We start from the raw sequence: 19,552 nt of genomic DNA on the forward strand, positions 1-19,552 counted from the left end.
CGGCGCCGGCCGTTCCGCGTTGCTGCCGCCTGGCTACGCCACTTCCGGCGGCAGCATCAGCTTGGCGCCGGGAATGGCATTGAGCAGGGCCTTGGTGTAGTCCTGCTGCGGCGATTCGAAGACGTCGTCCGTGGATCCGGTCTCAACCAGGCGCCCCTTTTCCATAACGCAGACGTGGTCCGCGATCTGGCGCACCACCGCAAGGTCGTGCGTGATGAAGAGGTACGTCAGGCCGAGGTTCGACTGCAGGTCCGCCAGGAGGTTCAGCACCTGCGCCTGGACCAGGACGTCCAGGGCGGACACCGCTTCATCACAGATGATCACTTCGGGATCCAGCGCCAGCGCACGGGCAATGGCCACGCGCTGCCGCTGCCCGCCTGAGAGCTCGTTCGGGTACCGCTGCATGGCGGACTGCGGAAGGGCCACCTGGTCCAGCAGTTCCCGGACCTTTTTCTCGCGGGTCGCGTTGTCGCCGATCTTGTGGACCCGCAACGGCTCTTCAATGGTGCGGAAGATGTTGTACATCGGGTCAAGGGAACCGTATGGGTCCTGGAAAATGGGCTGGACCCGGCGGCGGAACCTGAAGAGTTCCGCAGGCTTCAGGGCAGACGTGTCCAAGCCATCAAACAGGATCCTGCCCTCGGTCGGCTTCTCCAGCTGGAGCACCATCTTGGCCACGGTGGACTTGCCGGAACCCGACTCCCCCACGATCGCCGTCGTGGTTCCCCGCTTGACGTCGAAACTTACGCCGTCAACGGCGGCAAAGTCTGAAGCTTTCCCGAAACCCTGCCGGAGCCTGTAGACCTTGCGCAGGTCCTGGATCTGCAGGACGTTGTCCGCCGCTGCTGCTTCCGCAGCCGGGGCCAGGAGGTCCGCCGTTTCCACGCCCTGTTCCTTGGCGGCCTGGATACGCCGGCTGGCCAGCGAAGGAGCGGACTCGACGAGCCTCTTCGTGTAAGGGTGCTGCGGGTTGCGCAGCAGTTCCAGCGAAGGCCCCGCTTCCACAACCTGCCCCTGGTACATCACCACCACCTTGTCCGCCCGTTCTGCAGCCAGGCCCAGGTCGTGGGTAATGAGCAGCACCGAGGTGCCCAGTTCCGTGGTCATGGTGTCCAGGTGGTCGAGGATCTGCCGCTGCACGGTCACATCCAGGGCGGACGTCGGCTCATCGGCAATGAGCAGCCGCGGCTGGCAGGACAGTCCAATGGCAATAAGCGCGCGCTGCCGCATGCCGCCGGAGAACTCGTGCGGATACTGGTTGGCACGCCTGCGCGCATCCGGAAGCCCGGCTTGGGACAGTACCTTGGCAATGTCCTCCGGCCCGCTCGGCCTGCCGTTGGCGCGCAGGGTCTCCTTGACCTGGTATCCGATTTTCCAAACAGGGTTGAGGTTGGACATGGGGTCCTGCGGCACCATGCCGATGGTATTGCCGCGCAGTTCGATCATCCGCTGCTCTGTGGCGTGGGCGATGTCCTCGCCGTCGAGCAGGATCTGGCCGCCGGACACCCGGCCATTGTTGGGCAGCAACCCAATGGCTGCCAGCGCCGTCGTGGATTTGCCGGAACCCGACTCCCCAACGATGGCCACCGTCTCACCGGGCATGATAGTCAGGTGCGCATTGCGGACTGCCTGGACGTCCCCGCCGCTGGTCTTGAACGTTATGGCGAGGTCGCGGATTTCCAGCAGCGGCCTCACTCCGGTGGTGCCGGCCTCATCGATGCGGATTTTTGGAGTGGTCATCTCGTTATCTCTCATCGCTGACGGCTCTTGGGGTCGAGGGCGTCACGTACAGCATCGCCCAGCATGATGAAGCTCAGGACCGTGATGGACAGGGCCGCGGCCGGATAGAGCATGATTTCGGGCCTGGTTCGAATGGACGCCTGGGCGCCGGCGATGTCATTGCCCCAGGACATGATGCTCTGCGGCAGGCCTATGCCCAGGAAGGACAGGGTGGCTTCGGCCACGATGAACACGCCGAGTTCCAGTGTGGCAAGGACGATAATCGGGGCGAGTGCATTCGGCAGTACGTGCCGCACCAGGGCCCCGAACTTGGAGACGCCCAGGGCACGCGCCGCGGTGACGAAGTCAGCGTTGCGTACCTCAATGACGGCGCCGCGGGTGATGCGTGCCATCTGCGGCCACGCCAGCAGCGAAATCACAAAGACCACCGTCCAGACGCCCTTGTTCTCGCGGAAGAGGGGAAGCTGGGTGATGACCAGCGCGCCGAGGATCAGTGGCAGGGCGAAGAAGATATCACCCAGGCGTGCGAGCACGGCGTCAATCCAGCCGCCGTAGTAACCGGCCAGGGCACCCACGGTGACACCGATGACCAGGACGCACAGCACGGAGAGCAGGCCTACTGACAGCGAGGCCTGGGTCCCGTGGATGACGCGGGAGTACACGTCACAGCCCTGGAAAGTGAAGCCGAAGGGGTGGCCCAACGTGGGCCCGCCCTCGGAATTGGCCAGCTCGCAGCCCTCATTGGGAGGCACGGAAGTAAAGAGTCCGGGGAACAGCGCAATCACGGTCAACGCCACGATGAGCAGCGCCGAAATGATGAACAGCGGACGACGGCGGAGCTTGCGCCAGGCGTCGGACCACAGGCTGAGCGGGGCCTGGTCAGTCTTTACGGCATCCGTTGCCAGCAGAGGAGTTTCATCGATGGGCGCCACAAAGTGGCTGTCATTACTGGTCATAGCGGATCCTCGGGTCAAGCCAGGCGTAAAGGAGATCGACAAGCAGGTTGGCCACTACGAAGACCAGCACCAGCACGCTGACGATGGAAACGATGGTGGGACCCTCGCTGCGGAGGACCGCCTGGTAGAGCTTGTTGCCGACGCCGGGCACGTTGAAGATACCCTCCGTCACAATTGCCCCGCCCATCAGGCCGCCGAGGTTGGCTCCAAGGTAGGTCACCACGGGAATCAGCGAGTTGCGCAGGATATGGGCCACGACCACCCGGGGCCGCGACAGGCCCTTGGCGGTGGCTGTACGCACGTAGTCGGCGTTCATGTTTTCGCTGACCGAGGCGCGGGTGAGGCGGAGGACATAGGCGAAGGACACCAGACCCAGGACAACGGCGGGCAGCAGCAGGCTCCCCCAGTCGGCGTTGGCGCCGACGGTAGGTTTCGCCCAGCCGAGCTGGACGCCGAAGACGAGCTGGAAGACGAAGCCCAGCACGAATGTGGGCACGGCGATGACCACGAGCGAGGCCACCAGGACGGTGGAGTCGAACCAGCCGCCGCGGCGCAGGCCTGCGAAAACACCGAATGCCACGCCGAAGATCGCTTGTATGGCCAAGGCCTCGACGGCCAGCATCGCGGTGACCGGGAAGACGCGGGCCAGGCTGGCCGCAATGGGCTGGCCCGTGAAGTCGTTGCCCAGGTTGAACGTAAAGAGGTTCTTCAGGAACAGTCCGTACTGGACCCAGAACGGCTCATCAAGGTGGTACTGGCTGCGGAGGGTGTCGATGACGGCCTGCGGGGGCTGACGGTCCCCGAAAAGCGCAGCGATAGGGTCACCCGGGAGGGCGAACACCATGTAATAGACCAAAAGGGTAGTGCCGATGAAGACAGGGATCACTTGCAGGAGTCGGCGCAGAATAAAGCGGACCACCGGATCACCAGCCTTCCGGTTGGGAAGAAAACAGGTTCATTGGTGCCTTCCTGCCGTGCAAGCCAATGGGGGCCCGGCGGTAGCCGGGCCCCCATGTGCTTACCGACAAGTTAGTTCTGGGACTACTTTGCGGTGATGCCGTAGTAGAGGATGCTGCCGTTCCAGCCGGTTTCAGCCTTGACGACGTTGTTGCTCCACACGATCGGCCGTGCCTGATCCCAGAGCGGCAGGCCCGGAAGGTCCTCGAAGAGGATCTCCTGTGCCGCGTTGAACTTGGCGTTAGCCTCATCCGTGGTCTTGGCCGCCAGGCCCTCCTTGAGGAGCTTGTCGAACTCGGGGTTCGAGTACTTCTCGTAGTTGGAGGATGCGCCCGTGGCCCAGACCGGCCCCAGGAAGTTGTAGAGCGACGGGTAGTCGCCCTGCCAGCCTGCGCGGCTCAGGCCCGGGAGGGACTGGGACTTGCGCAGGTTCAGCACCTCGGCAAACTTGGCGAAGGGCTGGATTTCAGCCTGGATCCCCAGGTTGTTCTTGAAGCCGTTGGCGACGGCGTCGATCCATTCCTTGTTGCCGCCATCGGTGTTGGAAGCGATCTGCAGCGGCTTGGAATTGTCGTACGGCTGGATCTTCTCGGCCTGCGCCCACAGGTCCTTGGCCTTTGCGGCGTCGAACTTCAGGACCTCGCTGCCCTTGAGGCCTTCCTTGAAGCCGTCGATGACCGGCGGGGCGTAAGCCTTGGCCGGGGTACGGGTGCCGTTGAAGACAACCTTGGCGATTTCCTCGCGGTTGATGGCGTGGGAAAGTGCCTGGCGGCGGAGCTTGCCGGCTTCACCCTGGAAGTTCGGGTTGTAACCCGGGATGTTCAGGGTGGAGTTGGTGGCAACGGGCTTGGTGGCGTTACGGTCCGGGAAGTCCGAAACGTACGTCTTAAGCGCGTTCGAGGGGAGGACGTCGGTTACGTCCAGGTTGTCCGACTGCAGGTCGGTGTACGCGGGGCCCGGATCGGTGTAGAACTTGAACGTCACGCCGCCGTTCTTCGACTCGCGGGGGCCGCTGTAGTCCGGGTTCTTCACGAGGGAGATGGACTGGTCGTGAACCCAGGCGCCCTCCTTCTCCATCTTGTACGGGCCGTTGCCTACCGGGTTCTCACCGAATGCCTTCGGGTCTGCCAGCGCCGCGGAGGGGAGCGGGAAGAAAGCCGAGTAGCCGAGCCGCAGGGACCAGTCAGCTTCGGGCTGGGCCAGCTTGACCGTAAGGGTGGAGTCGTCCTTGGCCTCGAGGCCGGACATGGTTTCCGCGGTGGGCGCGGGAGTGGTGGTGGTCTTACCGTCTGCAGACTTTTCGGTGGTTACCGCCGAGACTTCCTCATAGCCGGCGATGGATTCAAAGAAGAACCCGTTGTTCTGCAGGTTCTTCGAGTTCGCCGCGAAGTTCCAGGAATCCACGAACGTCTTGGCAGTGATCTCTTCACCGTTGGTGAACTTCTGGCCCTGCTTGATCTTGATAGTCCAGTTCTGGGCGTCCGGCGACTCGATGGATTCTGCAAGCGCGTTTACCGGCTTGCCATCAGCGCCGTAGGTCCGCAGGCCCTCGAACAGAAGCTCGACGACGCGGCCGCCGTAGACTTCGTTGGTGTTGGCCGGCAGCAGCGGATTTTGTGGTTCGTTGCTGTAGGCAGTGATGACCTTGTTCGGGTCGCCGGCGGCGTTGCTGGCTCCATCAGTGCTGCCGCCTCCAGCGCCGCAGCCGGTCAGGGCAAGTGCTGCTATTGCCAGGATGCCCAGTGCTTTGGAAGTGCGCGTAAAACGCATTCCGCCTCCTATGAGTTGTGGGAGATAAAGAGGGGGAATCTTGTGCTCCCCCGCAGGCGAGACCCAGCTGTCCGCTGTGACGCAGCCTACATATACGAGTAGCCTAACCGCACGAAGTCCGAATACTGGGACCCCGTTGCTAAACCGTGACCGGCGGGTTTCTGAACGCTTGGTCGGTCAACAGAAGTTGTGCAGGTCACATGCTACTCGCCGGTAGCTGCGGCGGCCAATCGGGGAAGGAGGGAAGCTGCCACTCAGGTCTGCTGGCCTCACGACGGGGTGGCAAGCCGCCAGTCCCACACGTTCCACCAGACACCCAAGGGACCCGAGCTCGTTTTGACGCCGGCGACCCGGGCGTTGAAGGCAGTGGTACCGATCGTCTGGTACAGCGGGAGCCCATAGGCGCTCTCCCAGATCTGCCTGTCGATCTCGGCCAGGAGCTCGTCCTGCTTGCCCAGGTCGGTGGTGCCGGCCAACTGTTCCATCGCCTTGTCTGCATCGCCGTCGGAGAAGCCGTTGAAGTTGCTTCCCGCGCCGGTGCGGAAGATTTGGGGGACCCGGCTGACGCCGGCACCCGTGCCGATCCATCCGAGCAGCGCGGCTTCGTAGCCCCCACCCCCGAGCGACCGCGCCCAGTCCGCGCTTGCCTGCCCGCCGTCAACCACCTGGAAGCCTGCGCGCGCTGCCGAGTCGCGGATGAGGGCAAAGGCTTTGGCCCTGTTGGGGTTGTCGCGGTTGTAGAGGATCCGGACCGTGGGGGTTTTGCCGTCCAGGAGGGCCTTCGCCCCCTCAATGTCCACTTCCGCATAGTCGGCTGAGCCGTTGTTCTTCACGGTGTCGTTGTACTTGGGCTGGGCGGGCAGGAAAACGTGGGAATCCAGGGGCTTCGCGTCCGGCAGAAGGTCCCCCACCACGGCGTCAACGATGGCCTGCCGGGGAACCGCCTTGAGGAACGCCCGGCGGACGCTTTCGTCCAGGAAAGGCCCGGAGAAGTTGAGGTCCAGGTGGTCGTAGCCGGACTGGTTGTACCGCTCAACTGTGATGCCCTGGCCGGCCAGCCCCGCCAGGAGCTCCTCCGTTTCGGCCGATGGCTGCGGGGAAATGATGTCGGCCTGGCTGTTCCGGAGCGCATCGACTGCCGCGGGCACGGCGCCGGTGAATCGCACGTTGATTTCATCCAGCCAAGGTTCCTGTCCCCAGACGTAGTCACGGTTCCGGACGAGTTTCATGGAAACTTCCGGGATGATCTCCCGGACGATGTACGGGCCGCTGGAGAGGAACACGGCAGGATCCTCGGGAAGGCCCTTGGAGTCGAATCCGGAGTTCCAGAAGTCGCTGACCTGCTTCAGGGGTGCGTTCAAAGCCGGCTTCTCCGCGTCCCCGCGGGGTGAGTTCCTGATCAGGTCGATCAGGTCCTCTTCGTCGTTGAGCCCACCTTTGGCTGCAACCACGTGGGCCGGCAGCCCGACATCGAACGCCACTTCCCAGTCGGCGTACGGAACGGTGTACTCGAGGGTGATGGAGCGGCCGTCCGCCCCGACTTCGGGAAGTACGGTGCCGGCGAGGCCGCTGGTGTCGGAGGCAACGGAAAAGTACTTGGTGCCAGTCCCCGCCAGGGGGTCGGCATCGTCAAAGTACCCCGAGCCCGCGGCCCAACTGAGCAGGAGGTCGCCGGCGTCGATCGCTTCACCGTCGGACCACGTGACGCCCTCGTTGACGGTATACCGCACCTTCCGCGGCTGGTCTGAAACTTTCTCGAAGCGCCCGAACTTTTCATTCCGCACCACCTTGGCGGCATCGTCCAGGTAGTAGAAGCCCGAATGGGTGATGTAGCCGATTTTTGTATTGATATCGGTGTTCCCGTCGGCACTGTACGGGTTGAAGGACGAGAAGGCGTTAACCTCCGCGACGGTGGCGCTGCCGCCGCGTTTGGCCTCCCCCACCACCACGGGTGCAGTGTCTCCATTGCCGGAGCAGCCTGACAGGACCAGGGCAGACGCTACCGCCGCGGTGATGTACTGCATCAGGCGCCTGATCGGCATGCCGCCTCCTTGTTTGTTTCTGCGGGAGGGGCTCCTGGAATCGCCAGGATCACGCCCTTTATTCAGGATAAGGCGTCCGCCGGATCAGACGTTGAAGCGGAACTCCACAACGTCGCCGTCGGCCATGACGTATTCCTTGCCCTCAATCCTGACCTTACCGCGGGACTTGGCCTCCGCCATGGATCCGGCTTCAATGAGGTCGTTGAAGGACACCACCTCGGCCTTGATAAATCCGCGCTGGAAGTCTGAGTGGATTACCCCTGCTGCCTGCGGTGCAGTGTCCCCCTGGCGGATGGTCCAGGCCCTGGTTTCCTTGGGGCCTGCCGTGAGGTAGGTCTGCAATCCCAGGGTGTGGAAGCCGACGCGCGCCAACTGGTCCAGGCCGGATTCGTCCTGGCCATTCATCTCCAGCATTTCGCGGGCCTCTTCCTCATCGAGTTCCACGAGGTCGGCTTCGAGCTTGGCATCAAGGAAGACGGCGTCCGCCGGGGCAACCATGGCCCGCAGTTCTTCCTGCTTTTCCGGGCTGCCCAGGATGGCTTCGTCGGCGTTGAAGACGTAAATGAACGGCTTGGCCGTCAGGAGGCCGAGCTCCTTGAGGTGTTCCATTTCCAGCTTGTCGCTCTTAATGGAAGAGAAGATGGTGTCGCCGCGCTCCAGGACTACCTGGGCTGCCTTGATGGCGGCAAGCTCGGCGGCCTCCCGCTTCTTGATCTTGACTTCCTTTTCGATCCGCGGAATGGCGTTCTCGATGGTCTGCAGATCGGCGAGGATCAGTTCGGTGTTGATGGTTTCCATGTCGGAGCGGGGGTCCACCTTGCCGTCCACGTGGATGACATCCGGGTCATCGAACACCCGCACCACCTGGGCAATGGCTTCCGCCTCGCGGATGTTGGCCAGGAACTTGTTGCCGAGGCCCTCACCCTCGGATGCGCCCTTGACGATGCCGGCAATATCCACGAACGACACCGGCGCGGGCAGCAGCCGCTGCGAGCCGAAGATATCGGCCAGCTTCTGGAGGCGGGGGTCGGGCAGGTTCACGACGCCGACGTTGGGTTCGATGGTGGCGAACGGGTAGTTCGCGGCCAGGACCTGGTTGCGGGTGAGTGCGTTGAAGAGAGTTGATTTGCCGACGTTGGGCAGTCCGACGATGCCAATAGTAAGAGCCACGAGTATTGATTCTACCCGCAGGGCGTCCGCCCACCGTAACGGGCAGGGAGTCCCGTGCATGCCGGGGAAAATGTCGCTTCGGCAAAATGTCACAGCCCCGTGCAACAGTGAGGGCATGGATGCTTTCGCCTTGATTCTTGCCTTATTCATGCTGCTGCTGGGTGCCTTCGCGGGTGCGGCGGCTGCGTTCTTTGTGCTTCGGAAAAGCGCCAGGGGCCTGGAGGAGGATTTCGACGCCGTTTCGTCGCGGCTTTCAGAGGTCAGTGCGCAGTTCGCCGCGGCCGACGCCGAGCGGCGCCTTTTGGCGGCACAGAACAGGGAGCTGGGCGAAGCCAGGTCCCAGGACGGCAGCGTACTGCGGGCTCTGGCGCCGGTGGCCGAGAAGCTCACGGCTGTCCAGCAGCAGGTGGCGCTGCTGGAGCGTGACCGGGTGGAACAGTACGGCCAGCTGGCGCAGCAGCTTCAGGAAGCCAGGCTCTCGGATGAACAGCTGATCCGCTCCACCCACGCGCTTGAGTCCGCACTCCGGTCCAACAGCGCGCGGGGGCAGTGGGGTGAAGTCCAGCTCCGGCGCGTTGTGGAAGCGTCCGGCATGCTGCGCCACGTGGACTTCATCGAGCAGGTCCACACTGCCGGGAGCGATTCCAGCGTGCGGCCGGACCTGGTGGTCCAGCTGCCCGGTGAAAAACAGTTGGTGGTTGACGCCAAGGTTCCGCTGTCCTCCTACCTGGAAGCCCAGGAGCTGGGAGCGGACGTCCGCACCGCAGGTGGTTCCGGCACCCTCCCCGCCGGTCCTGCGCCAAGCAACGGCCACCGAAGCCAGCAGGCACTGCTGGCTGCCCATGCCAAGGCACTGCGGGCACACGTGGATTCACTGGGAAGTAAGAAGTACTGGGACATTCCCGGCAACTCCCCCGAGCTGGTGATCTGCTTCATCCCGGCTGAGTCCATTCTCGCGGCGGCCCTCATGGCCGATGCCGGGCTCCTTGACCACGCACTGTCGAAGAACGTTGTCCTGGCCTCACCCAGCACGCTCCTGGCCGTCTTGAAGTCGGTGGCATTTACGTGGCGACAGGATGTCCTGACAGACAGCGCCCGGGAACTGTTCGAACTGGCGCGGCAGCTCTACGACCGGATGGGAACGCTGGGCGAGAACGTCACCAAACTGGGGTCATCGCTGAAGTCATCCGTGGACCGCTACAACGCCATGGTGGGAACACTGGAGGCGCGTATCCTTCCTACAGCCCGGAAACTGAACTCACTGGAAGAGTCCGGACTTGCCGCGCCGCCGGTGGTCGAAGCCACCCCGCGGGCCCTTGCCGCGCCGGAACTCCAAAGCGACGATGAAGCCGCGTGAGCAGGGGCTGCCCTGTGATCAGCTGCGCGCCCGGCGTCCGCCAAGGGCGCGGCTGACATCGCCGGCCTGCTTGAGGGTGGCACGGAGTTCCTTGGGCAGCGAGAAGAGCAGGTCCTCCTCCGCCGTGACAACTTCCTCCACGGTGCCGTAGCCGTAATCGGCCAACAGGCGCAGCACGTCCTGCACCAGCACTTCCGGGACGGACGCTCCGGACGTCACGCCAACGGTGGCAACCCCTTCAAACCAGGTTTCGTCGACCTCGTTGGCGAAATCGACCCGATAGGACGCCTTCGCACCGTACTCGAGGGCCACCTCCACCAGGCGGACGGAATTTGAGGAGTTGGCCGAGCCCACCACAATGACCAGGTCTGCCTGCGGCGAGATCTTCTTGATGGCCACCTGCCGGTTGGTGGTGGCATAGCAGATGTCGTCGCTGGGCGGATCCTGGAGCGTCGGAAACCGCTGCTTGAGCAACCGGACCGTCTCCATGGTTTCGTCAACGCTCAGTGTGGTCTGTGAGAGCCAGATAACCTTTTCCGGGTCCCGGACCGTCACCTTGTCCACCTCGTGCGGACCATTGATGATCTGGATGTGTTCCGGAGCTTCGCCGGCCGTGCCTTCAACTTCCTCATGGCCGTCATGGCCGATCAGCAGGATGTCGAAATCATCCTTGGCAAACCGGACGGCCTCCTTGTGCACCTTGGTCACGAGCGGGCAGGTGGCATCGATCGTGCGCAGGCCGCGGTCCTCGGCGGACTGGACCACGGCCGGGGAGACGCCGTGGGCGGAGAAGATGACCAGGGCACCCTCGGGCACTTCATCTGTTTCGTCGACGAAGATGGCTCCCTGTTCCTCCAGGGAGCTGACCACGTGGACGTTATGGACGATCTGCTTCCGCACATAGACGGGCGGACCGTAGTGCTCCAGGGCCTTCTCCACGGCGATGACGGCGCGGTCAACGCCGGCGCAGTAACCGCGGGGAGCAGCGAGCAGAACCTTCTTGGTTCCCGGTACCGGGGCCGCGGCAGCTACTTCCTCAGGTGAACGGCGCCGACGCGGGATTGTGGGCATCGAAAGGGAAACAGCTGAGGGGGTCATTCCTCCATGCTACCGGGTTGCCCGCGACCGCTTCCGCGAGGTGAACCCGGCAGCGACGCCCAGCACCAGCAGCACGCCGCCGGTGACCGCCGCAGCCACGGTCCAGGCCTGGAAATCCGCCGCGGAGGCGGCCACAAATTCGTCCCGGAACATGTTGGCAACGTCATTTCCGCTGTCCGCGGACACGATGGCGGCTGACGCAGCCTGTGAGCCCGCCGCCCAGGCAGCGGCGAGGAGCAGCGCGCCGACTCCCGCCCCGGCCAGCACTGTCCAGCGGCGGCGTGCAGCCACCAGGGCAAGGAGCAGCGCTACGGCAGACCCACCAGCCAGCAGGTAGCCTGCAGGCGCGTAGGTGGCGAGCCGTTCAGTCCACTCCTTATGCACAGGCTGCCCTACGTTGATGAGGGTCTGTTCAGGCGGGTCCAGGGGCAGCCTGGTGGTGCGCGAAATCTCCTCCGCGCCCAGCGCCACCAAGGGAGCGACGTCCAGGGTGAGGGACGAAGCTGAGGCTGCTCCGGCGTCGTCCGTTGCAGGGCCGGCGAAGCTGAGACGGTGGCTCCTGCGCAGCGTTTCCTCCCATGCGGCTGGATAGCCCGGCAGGCCTGTCAGTGAGGAAGCCGCGTCTTCAAGCACCGGCTTGACGAGGTCGGAAAGGAAACCGGGAACGGCGCTCGTGTCGATGGTGCCCACCGCCGCTACCGCCAGCTCCTGCTGGAACCCTGAATTTGTTGCCAGCGGGGCTGCCAACTCCACGAAGCCCTGTTCCTGGACGATGTTGCGGTCCAGCCAGATGGCCGGCACTGCCACGGCTGCCAGCAGGACTGCCAGCACGGTGGCGGCAGCAGAAACAAAAGTTCGCACGGCGGTTCCTAAGTCGTTGGTGGGGTCAATCCATCCTAGGCAGGCCTGGCGGCCGGTTCTTGTCAGCCCCGGTGGTACAGCTTATGGATAAGGTTGAATGACCGCCGAACATAGCCAGCAATACCAGACAGCCAAACACCGGACGAAGGACCCCATGCCCGCAGCTCCAGCCCCGCGAGGGCGTTCGCATGTCTGAACAGGCGTCACTTCCGGGCACCGGCCAGCAACTCACCGCGCCCACCACGCTGCCCGCCACGGCCGCCGAAACAACTCCTGACAATCCGTGGCCGCTCCAGCTGCTGTCGCAGAAGCTCAAAGCCCACATCGACCGCACGCCCTCTGCCTGGGTTGAGGGCCAGGTCATCGAGCTGAACCGCCGGGGCACCAACGCGTACCTCACGTTGCGGGACGTGGACGCGGAAGTTTCGCTGCCCGCCTCGGTCTGGACCAAAGTACTGGAACGCCAGGACCTGCCGCTGGAGCGCGGGTCCCGTGTGGTTGCCCTGTTGAAACCGGAGTTCTGGATCAAGACCGGCCGGCTGAACATGCTGGTCCGTGACATCAGGCCGGTGGGCCTGGGCGATCTCCTTGCCCGGATTGAACGGCTGCGCCAGGCGCTCTCGGCCGAGGGCCTTTTCGCTGACTCCCGCAAGAAACCCCTTCCCCTGCTGCCGCACCGCATTGGCCTCATCACGGGGCGCGATTCGGATGCCAAGAAGGACATCCTGCGCAACGCCGCCCTGCGCTGGCCCGCGGTTGAGTTTGAAATCAGGGAGGTGGCCGTCCAGGGGAACACCGCCGTCGCCCAGGTGGTCCGCGCGCTCCGCGACCTGGACGCCCTGCCGGAGGTGGACGTCATTGTTATCGCCCGCGGCGGCGGCGCCTTGGAGGACCTCCTGCCGTTCAACAGTGAAGAGCTGATCCGCGCCGTCGCCGCAGCCGTTACCCCTGTGGTGAGTGCCATCGGCCACGAGGCGGACAGGCCACTGCTCGACGACGTCGCGGACCTGCGTGCCTCTACCCCCACGGATGCCGCCAAACGGATTGTCCCGGAAGTTTCCGAGGAACTGGCGGGGGTCCGCCAGGCCCGGGAGCAGCTGCGCCGGTGCATTGAGCGGCTGGTGGACCGGGAATCGGACCGGCTGGCCTCCCTTCATTCACGGCCCGTGCTGGCTGCGCCGGAAGGACTGGTGACCATCCGCTCGGAAGAAATCGAGCGGCTGCTGAGGAGGTCATCGGCCGCAGTCAGTTCCACCGTGGTCCGCGCGGCTGACCAACTGGACCACCTGAAGGCCCAGGTGCGGGCACTGTCGCCGCAGAAAACCCTGGACCGGGGGTACGCCGTCGTCGAACTCGCCGGGAAGCTTGCGGCGCAATCAGGCGCCGCGGGCCACGCGGTGGTCCGCCGCCCGGCTGAGGCTCCCGCCGGCGCCCCGCTGTCCATCCGCGTGGCGGAGGGCCGGTTCGGCGCAACCTCCACCGGAACACCTGAAGAGACCACAACGGAAACCGGAGTATCAAAATGACGGAGCAGACGGCAGGGACCGGGATCGCGGCCCTGAGCTACGAAGAGGCCCGCGAGCAGCTCATCGCCGTGGTGGGGAAGCTCGAAGCCGGCGGGGCCAGCCTCGAGGAATCCCTGGCGCTGTGGGAACGGGGCGAAGCCCTGGCGGCCCGGTGCGAGGAGTGGCTGGAAGGTGCCAGGAAGCGGCTCGCAGCCGCCCGCGACCAGCCGCTCTAACCGCCAAGGCTCAGGACCGGGCCGCGAGTTCCCTTTCCATCGCGACGTCGAACTCCGCTTTGGGCCATTCAAGGTTAAGGTCAGTGAGCACCCCCAGCAGCAGTTGCTGGACTGCAATCCTGGCGAACCATTTCTTGTTGGCCGGGACAACGTGCCAGGGAGCGGCCGCCGTGCTGGTTTCCTCGATCGCCGCTTGGTAGGCGCTCATGTAGTCATCCCAAAAGGCGCGTTCCTCCAGGTCTCCCCGGCTGTATTTCCAGTGCTTGGCGGGGTTGTCCAGCCGGGCCAGCAGCCGCTCCTTCTGCTCCTCCCCGCTGATGTGCAGCATGACTTTGACCACCTTCGTCCCGGAGTCGGTCAGCCGCGCCTCGAACTCGTTGATGGCCACGTACCGCCGTTTGATTTCCGCGGGGGTCGCCCAGGCACGCACCCGGTGGATCAGGACGTCCTCGTAGTGTGAGCGGTCGAAAACACCCACCATCCCGGCGGCCGGCACCTCCTTTTCGATGCGCCACAGGAAGTCGTAGGACTTTTCCTCCTCCGTGGGCGCCTTGAAGGCTTTGAACTGGACGCCCTGGGGGTTCATCGCGGCCATCACGTGGCTGACGATCCCGCCCTTGCCCGCGGTGTCCATGGCCTGGAGGATCAGCAGGATCCGCTTCCGTCCGCCGAACCGCGACTCGGCGAACAGCTTTTCCTGCAGTTCCGTCAGTTCGTTGTCCATTTCGGCGAGCAGGGCCTGGCCGTCCTCCTTGGTGCCGCTGTAACCGGGGGTGGCGTCAGGATCGACATTGCTCAACAGGAACCCTTTCCCCGCCCGCAGCGTTTCAGAGGGGTGCTTGTCGAAGCCAACGGCGTCGGGCATGGGAATCCTTTCCGCGAAGTTCCACGGGTCCGAGGTGCCCGTGGACACAGGCTAGTTCCCCTGGTACCTGCTTAGGAAGTCCCCCATCCGGCCCACGGCTTCCTCGATGTCCTTGACGTTGGGCAGGGTCACCATGCGGAAGTGGTCCGGGCGCACCCAGTTGAACGCCCGGCCGTGGGAGACCAGGATTTTTTGCTCCCTGAGGAGGTCCAGGACGAACTTCTCGTCGTCACGGATGTGGTAAACCTCCGGGTCGAGCTTCGGAAAGAGGTACAGGGCGCCGCGGGCCTGCTGAGTACTCACGCCCGGGATGGCGTTGAGCATGTCGTACGCCTTGTTGCGCTGCTCCAGCAGCCGCCCGCCCGGCAGGATCAGGTCGTTGATGCTCTGGTAGCCGCCCAGTGCGGTCTGGATGGCGTGCTGGGCCGGCACGTTGGCGCAGAGGCGCATGTTGGCAAGGAGGCTGATGCCCTCAAGGTAGTCGGCGGCATCCTTCTTCGGCCCCGAAATGGCCATCCACCCGGCCCGGTACCCGCACACCCGGTAGGCCTTGGACAGGCCGCTGAAGGTGAGGCACAGGACGTCGTCGCCGGTAAGCCCCGCCAGGTTGATGTGGACGGCGTCCTCATAGAGGATTTTCTCGTAGATTTCGTCGGCAAAAAGGACCAGGCCATGTTTCTCGGCAAGGGCCACGATCTTCTTCAGCGTCTCTTCCGGGTACACGGCGCCGGTGGGATTGTTCGGGTTGATCACCACGATGCCCTTGGTGCGGGGCGTGATCTTGGCTTCCATGTCCTCTAGGTCAGGCTGCCACCCGGACTCCTCGTCGCAGAGGTAGTGGACGGGTTTGCCGCCGGCCAGCGCCACAGAGGCGGTCCAGAGCGGGTAGTCCGGCGTGGGGATCAGGACCTCGTCGCCGTCATCAAGCAGGGCCATCAGGGACATGGTGATGAGCTCGCTGACGCCGTTGCCCAGGTAGATGTCGTCCACATGGATGTTCTGGATACCGCGGGTCTGGTAGTACTGCGACACTGCTGTCCGGGCGGAGAAGATGCCGCGGGAGTCACTGTAGCCCTGGGCGTGCGGCAGGTGGCGGATGATGTCCACCAGGATGGCGTCCGGCGCTTCAAATCCAAACGGCGCGGGGTTTCCGATGTTCAGTTTGAGGATCCGGTGACCCTCCGCCTCCATCTGCTGGGCGGCCTGAAGGATCGGTCCACGGATGTCGTAAAGCACGTTGTTGAGTTTCGTGGACTGCCTGAATTCTGCCATCCCTCAAATATGCCACAGGAAGGATGGACTGCCGTTGAGACGTCAGCCACACGGTGCGGCGGCTTCAGGCAGGCAGGACGGACGACGGCGGCTGCCGGGCCTCCAAAGGTCCGGCAGCCGCCGTCGTCTGCTACGCCATCGCGCTGCTGGCGGCGCCAGGCAGCTACTACTTCACGATGCCCTTTTCCTTCAGCCACGCCTGCGCGGCTTCCTTGGCGCCCTGCTTCTGGCTGCCGCTGACGGCTCTGTTCAGGTTGATCAGGTCCTCGGTGGTCAGCACGCGGGATACCGAGTTCAGGGCTTCCTTTGCCTTGTCCGTCATCTTCGCCTCGTTGTACAGCGGAACCACCTGCTGGGCAATGAAGTTGTTCTTGGGGTCCTCGAGCACCACAAGATCGTTGTCAGCAATGGACGGGGTGGTGGTGTAGATGTCAGCCACCTGCACCTTGTCCTCCAGGAGTGCCTTAAGGGTCACCGGCCCCCCTCCATCACTGAAAGGCTCCAGTTTCTTGGGCTCGCAGTTGTAGTTCTTCTTCAGGCCCGGCAGGCCGTAGGCGCGCTCGGCGAAGGTGGCCGGAGCCCCCACCACGATCTCGCTGCAGACCTTGGCCAGGTCCTCGATGGACTTCAGCTGGTACTTTTCGGCGGTTGCCTTGGTGACCACCATGGCGTCCTTGTTTTCCGCCTTGGACGGTTCCGGCACCCCCAGGCCCTCCGGCAGCTTCTCCACGACGGCTTTGTACACCTCGTCTGCTGCGACTTCTTTGGCTTGCGGATCAAGTGCCACTGTGAGGAGGTTTCCGGTGTATTCCGGGATCACGTCAATGGATCCGTCCTTGACTGCCTTGAAGTACACCTCGCGGGAGCCGATGTTGGGTTTGGTGGTGGCTGTGACGCCGGCTGCATTCAGCGCCCCGGCGTACAGTTCACCGATGATCTGGCTTTCCGTGAAGTCGGCTGAACCAACCACCAGGGACGTTGCTCCCCCGGAGGCTGCCCCGCTGGTGGCCGGCGCCTTGCTCAGCGGATCCGGGGATCCGCCGCAGGCAGAGAGTGCCATGGCCAGCACGAGCCCTGCGGCGAAGCCGCCGAATGCCCGCCTGCCAAGATGGTGTGGACGGCTTTCTTTCATGATTTACCTCCTTGTACCACAGCCTCCGTGAGGACGGGGTCTGTGAGATCGGCCGTAGCCTGCTGGCTGCGGCGGGACTGCCTCGAGGCGCCTGTTGCCAGGAACAGCCTCTGGAAAAGGGAAAGGACAAGGTCGACGGCGATCGCCAGTGCCGCGATGAGCAGTGAACCGCCGAACATCTGGGGGAAGTCGCTGAGGACCAGGCCGTCGAAAAGGTACCGGCCCAGGCCGCCCAGGTTGATGTAGGCCACCACGGAGACCGTGGCGATCACCTGCAGCACGCCGGTGCGGAAGCCGCCGAACATCACGGTGAGCGCGTTGGGCAGTTCTGCCCGGAAGAGGACCTGCAGTTCGGTCATGCCCATGGCACGGGCCGCGTCCACCACGTTGCGGTCCACGCTGGAGATGCCGGCATAGGTGCCCGCGAGCAGGGGCGGGACAGTGAGGATGACCAGCGCCCAGATGGGGGGCATCAGCCCGATCCCGGCAAGCAGCACAAAGAGCGTCAGCAGGCCCAGCGTGGGCAGTGCACGCAGCGCGCCGGCGAGCGCAACCACCGCAACCCTTCCCCTGCCGGTGTGGCCTACATACATGCCTATGGGGACGGCGATGGCGACCGCGATCAGCATCACCAGGCCGGTGTACTGGAGGTGTTCGGCCAACCGGGCGGGGATGCCGGCGCTTCCCGTCCAGTGCAGGGGGTCGGCCAGCCAGGCGAAAGTATCCGTAAAGACGTTGCTCATGCGTTTCCGCCTCCTGTCTTGGGCGCGGCCAGCCTGAGGGCCGGGTCAAGTGCCTCGCCGGCGGTCCCGGTTTCCCGCTGCCGGTCCGGCCGCTTGCCCGCGCGCTCCCAGGGCGTGAGGAGCCGTTCCAGCAGGACCAGGACCGCATCCATCAGCAGCGCAAGGATGAGGATGGCGATGATCCCCACCACCACTTCGGTGACGAAGTCCCGCTGGAGCCCGGAGGTGAAGAGCATCCCCAGGTTTCCGATACCCAGCAGGGCTGCCACGCTGACCAGGGAGATGTTGCTGACCGACACCACCCGGAGCCCTGCGAACAGGACCGGGAGGGACAGCGGCAGGTCCACGCGGAGGAACCGCGCCAGCGGTTTGAATCCCATGGCCACGGCGGCCTGGCTCACGTCCTGGCTGACCGAATCGAAGGCGTCCAGGGCGGCCCGGACCAGCAGGGCAACGGCATAGATGGTCAGGGCCACCACCACGTTGAGGGGATCCAGGATCCTGGTACCAAGGATGGTGGGCAGGATGATGAACAGCGCCAGCGAAGGAATGGTGTAAAGGAGCGAGGAGGCTGTGAGCACCACCGAGCGGAGCACCCGGTTTTGCCGCGCCAGCTGCGCGAGGGGGATGGAGATGACCAGCCCCAGGACCATCGGGACGAGGGCCAGCACCAAGTGCTGGCCGGCGCGCTCCAGGACCATGCCGCTGTTGGCGAGGAACCACTCCATCAGAGTGCAGCCTGCCGGAGCTGGCGCGCCTCTTCAATGAGGGCCAGCACTTCTCCGCCACGGATCACGCCCTTCACCCTGCCCTCTCCATCCACTGCCACGCCCAGGCCCGATGGCGAGGAAAGCGCGGCGTCCAGCGCCCGGCGCAGGCTCTCCCCTGGGCGGAACAGGGAGCCGCCCGGGATCAGGCCTTCGTTAGTGCCGGGAGTGGACCAGCCGAGCGGGCGCATCTCCTCGTCCACCACCAGCTGCCAGCCGCCCGCGGCGTCCGGACCGGTGTTACCGCCGCGTCCGCGGACGAGCGTTGGCACCGGATGGAGGGTGACGCCGTCGGACGGGGTGAAGCCAAGGTGCCGGAAACCGCGGTCCCGTCCCACGAACGAGGCCACGAAGTCGTTTGCCGGGGCACGGAGGATTTCCTCAGGGGTGGCGTATTGGGCGAGCTTCCCGCCCACTGCGAAGACGGCCACTTTGTCCCCCAGGACGGTGGCCTCATCGATGTCGTGGGTGACGAACACGATGGTCTTGGCCAGGTCCTTCTGGAGGCGCAGCAGTTCCTGCTGGAGCTCATCGCGGACCACGGGGTCCACGGCGCTGAAGGGTTCGTCCATGAGCAGGACGGGAGGATCGGCGGCGAGCGCACGCGCTACCCCCACGCGCTGCTGCTGGCCGCCGGAAAGCTGGGAAGGGTAGCGCCTGCCGAGCGGGCGGGCCAGACCCACAACGTCCAGGAGTTCCTCGGCGCGCCGCCTTGCTTCGGACTTGGAGACACCGTTCAGCCGGGGCACGGTGGCGACGTTGTCCAGCACCGAGCGGTGCGGCAACAGCCCTGCCGACTGCATCACGTAGCCCATCGAGCGGCGCAGTTCAGCTGCCGGGACGGCGGTAACGTCCCTGCCGCCCACCGTGATGGTCCCGGAAGTGGGTTCCACCATCCTGTTGATCATGCGCAGCGTGGTTGTCTTGCCGCAGCCGGAAGGACCGACCAGGACGGTGATGGAGCCTTTGCTGATGGACATCGAGAGGTTGTCCACGGCCGGCTGGCCGCCCTGGTACTGCTTGGTAACGCTCTGAAACTCGATCATCGCCTGGTCCATGGTGCGGACTCACCTGTTCTCTG

General features: G+C 64.6%; 17 protein-coding genes. 3 read left to right on the forward strand and 14 right to left on the reverse strand.

Annotated features, from left to right (window positions below):
- Nucleotides 1-33 precede the first annotated feature (33 nt).
- From C3B78_RS13560 to ychF, 6 genes are all read right to left on the reverse strand, one after another.
- Entirely contained in the window at nucleotides 34-1,740 is a 1,707-nt protein-coding gene (locus tag C3B78_RS13560) for a dipeptide ABC transporter ATP-binding protein (protein ID WP_104998535.1), read from the reverse strand.
- Nucleotides 1,741-1,751: 11 nt separating this feature from the next.
- Entirely contained in the window at nucleotides 1,752-2,696 is a 945-nt protein-coding gene (locus C3B78_RS13565; RefSeq protein ID WP_104998536.1) for an ABC transporter permease, read from the reverse strand.
- Nucleotides 2,686-3,615, reverse strand: coding sequence for an ABC transporter permease (locus C3B78_RS13570; protein WP_104998537.1), 930 nt, complete (start codon nucleotides 3,613-3,615; stop codon nucleotides 2,686-2,688). Before C3B78_RS13570 ends, C3B78_RS13565 begins: the two co-directional genes overlap by 11 nt.
- 122 nt (nucleotides 3,616-3,737) lie before the next feature.
- The gene (locus C3B78_RS13575) at nucleotides 3,738-5,423 is read right to left on the reverse strand and encodes a peptide ABC transporter substrate-binding protein (RefSeq protein WP_104998538.1); all 1,686 of its coding nucleotides are present in this window, start codon (nucleotides 5,421-5,423) and stop codon (nucleotides 3,738-3,740) included.
- Nucleotides 5,424-5,692: 269 nt separating this feature from the next.
- Nucleotides 5,693-7,465 (reverse strand): ABC transporter family substrate-binding protein, encoded by a 1,773-nt coding sequence (locus tag C3B78_RS13580; RefSeq protein ID WP_104998539.1) that lies wholly within the window; start codon nucleotides 7,463-7,465, stop codon nucleotides 5,693-5,695.
- Nucleotides 7,466-7,549: 84 nt separating this feature from the next.
- Nucleotides 7,550-8,635 (reverse strand): redox-regulated ATPase YchF, encoded by a 1,086-nt coding sequence (gene ychF / locus C3B78_RS13585; RefSeq protein ID WP_104998540.1) that lies wholly within the window; start codon nucleotides 8,633-8,635, stop codon nucleotides 7,550-7,552.
- A 115-nt stretch (nucleotides 8,636-8,750) separates the two neighbouring features.
- Between ychF and C3B78_RS13590 the strand changes: the two genes are divergently transcribed.
- On the forward strand, nucleotides 8,751-9,992 hold the full coding sequence (locus C3B78_RS13590; RefSeq protein WP_104998541.1) for a DNA recombination protein RmuC: 1,242 nt from the start codon (nucleotides 8,751-8,753) through the stop codon (nucleotides 9,990-9,992).
- Nucleotides 9,993-10,010: 18 nt separating this feature from the next.
- On the opposite strand, the gene C3B78_RS13595 is transcribed toward C3B78_RS13590, so the two are convergent.
- Entirely contained in the window at nucleotides 10,011-11,090 is a 1,080-nt protein-coding gene (locus tag C3B78_RS13595) for a 4-hydroxy-3-methylbut-2-enyl diphosphate reductase (RefSeq protein WP_104998542.1), read from the reverse strand.
- A gap of 9 nt (nucleotides 11,091-11,099) precedes the next feature.
- Nucleotides 11,100-11,951 carry a hypothetical protein gene (locus C3B78_RS13600; protein ID WP_104998543.1) on the reverse strand — a complete coding sequence of 284 codons (852 nt, stop codon included), beginning with the start codon at nucleotides 11,949-11,951 and terminating at the stop codon, nucleotides 11,100-11,102.
- A gap of 188 nt (nucleotides 11,952-12,139) precedes the next feature.
- On the opposite strand from C3B78_RS13600, the gene xseA reads away from it, so the two are divergent.
- Entirely contained in the window at nucleotides 12,140-13,477 is a 1,338-nt protein-coding gene (xseA, locus tag C3B78_RS13605; protein WP_104998544.1) for an exodeoxyribonuclease VII large subunit, read from the forward strand.
- Complete coding sequence (locus C3B78_RS13610) at nucleotides 13,474-13,692, forward strand: exodeoxyribonuclease VII small subunit (RefSeq protein WP_104998545.1); 219 nt, start codon at nucleotides 13,474-13,476, stop codon at nucleotides 13,690-13,692. Before xseA ends, C3B78_RS13610 begins: the two co-directional genes overlap by 4 nt.
- A 10-nt stretch (nucleotides 13,693-13,702) precedes the next feature.
- Here the strand turns inward: C3B78_RS13610 and C3B78_RS13615 are convergent, their stop codons facing one another.
- From C3B78_RS13615 to C3B78_RS13640, 6 genes are all read right to left on the reverse strand, one after another.
- On the reverse strand, nucleotides 13,703-14,557 hold the full coding sequence (locus C3B78_RS13615) for a polyphosphate kinase 2 family protein (protein WP_104999794.1): 855 nt from the start codon (nucleotides 14,555-14,557) through the stop codon (nucleotides 13,703-13,705).
- 51 nt (nucleotides 14,558-14,608) lie between these two features.
- Entirely contained in the window at nucleotides 14,609-15,829 is a 1,221-nt protein-coding gene (locus C3B78_RS13620; RefSeq protein WP_104998546.1) for a pyridoxal phosphate-dependent aminotransferase, read from the reverse strand.
- A gap of 166 nt (nucleotides 15,830-15,995) precedes the next feature.
- Nucleotides 15,996-16,961 carry an ABC transporter substrate-binding protein gene (locus C3B78_RS13625; protein ID WP_104998547.1) on the reverse strand — a complete coding sequence of 322 codons (966 nt, stop codon included), beginning with the start codon at nucleotides 16,959-16,961 and terminating at the stop codon, nucleotides 15,996-15,998.
- Nucleotides 16,958-17,704 (reverse strand): ABC transporter permease, encoded by a 747-nt coding sequence (locus C3B78_RS13630; RefSeq protein ID WP_104998548.1) that lies wholly within the window; start codon nucleotides 17,702-17,704, stop codon nucleotides 16,958-16,960. The genes C3B78_RS13625 and C3B78_RS13630 overlap by 4 nt, the downstream gene beginning before the upstream one ends.
- Nucleotides 17,701-18,432 (reverse strand): ABC transporter permease, encoded by a 732-nt coding sequence (locus C3B78_RS13635; protein WP_104998549.1) that lies wholly within the window; start codon nucleotides 18,430-18,432, stop codon nucleotides 17,701-17,703. Before C3B78_RS13635 ends, C3B78_RS13630 begins: the two co-directional genes overlap by 4 nt.
- On the reverse strand, nucleotides 18,432-19,529 hold the full coding sequence (locus tag C3B78_RS13640) for an ABC transporter ATP-binding protein (protein WP_104998550.1): 1,098 nt from the start codon (nucleotides 19,527-19,529) through the stop codon (nucleotides 18,432-18,434). Before C3B78_RS13640 ends, C3B78_RS13635 begins: the two co-directional genes overlap by 1 nt.
- Nucleotides 19,530-19,552 lie beyond the last annotated feature (23 nt).

Origin of the sequence: Arthrobacter sp. PGP41, assembly GCF_002953935.1 — a bacterium.
GTDB lineage: Bacteria > Actinomycetota > Actinomycetes > Actinomycetales > Micrococcaceae > Arthrobacter.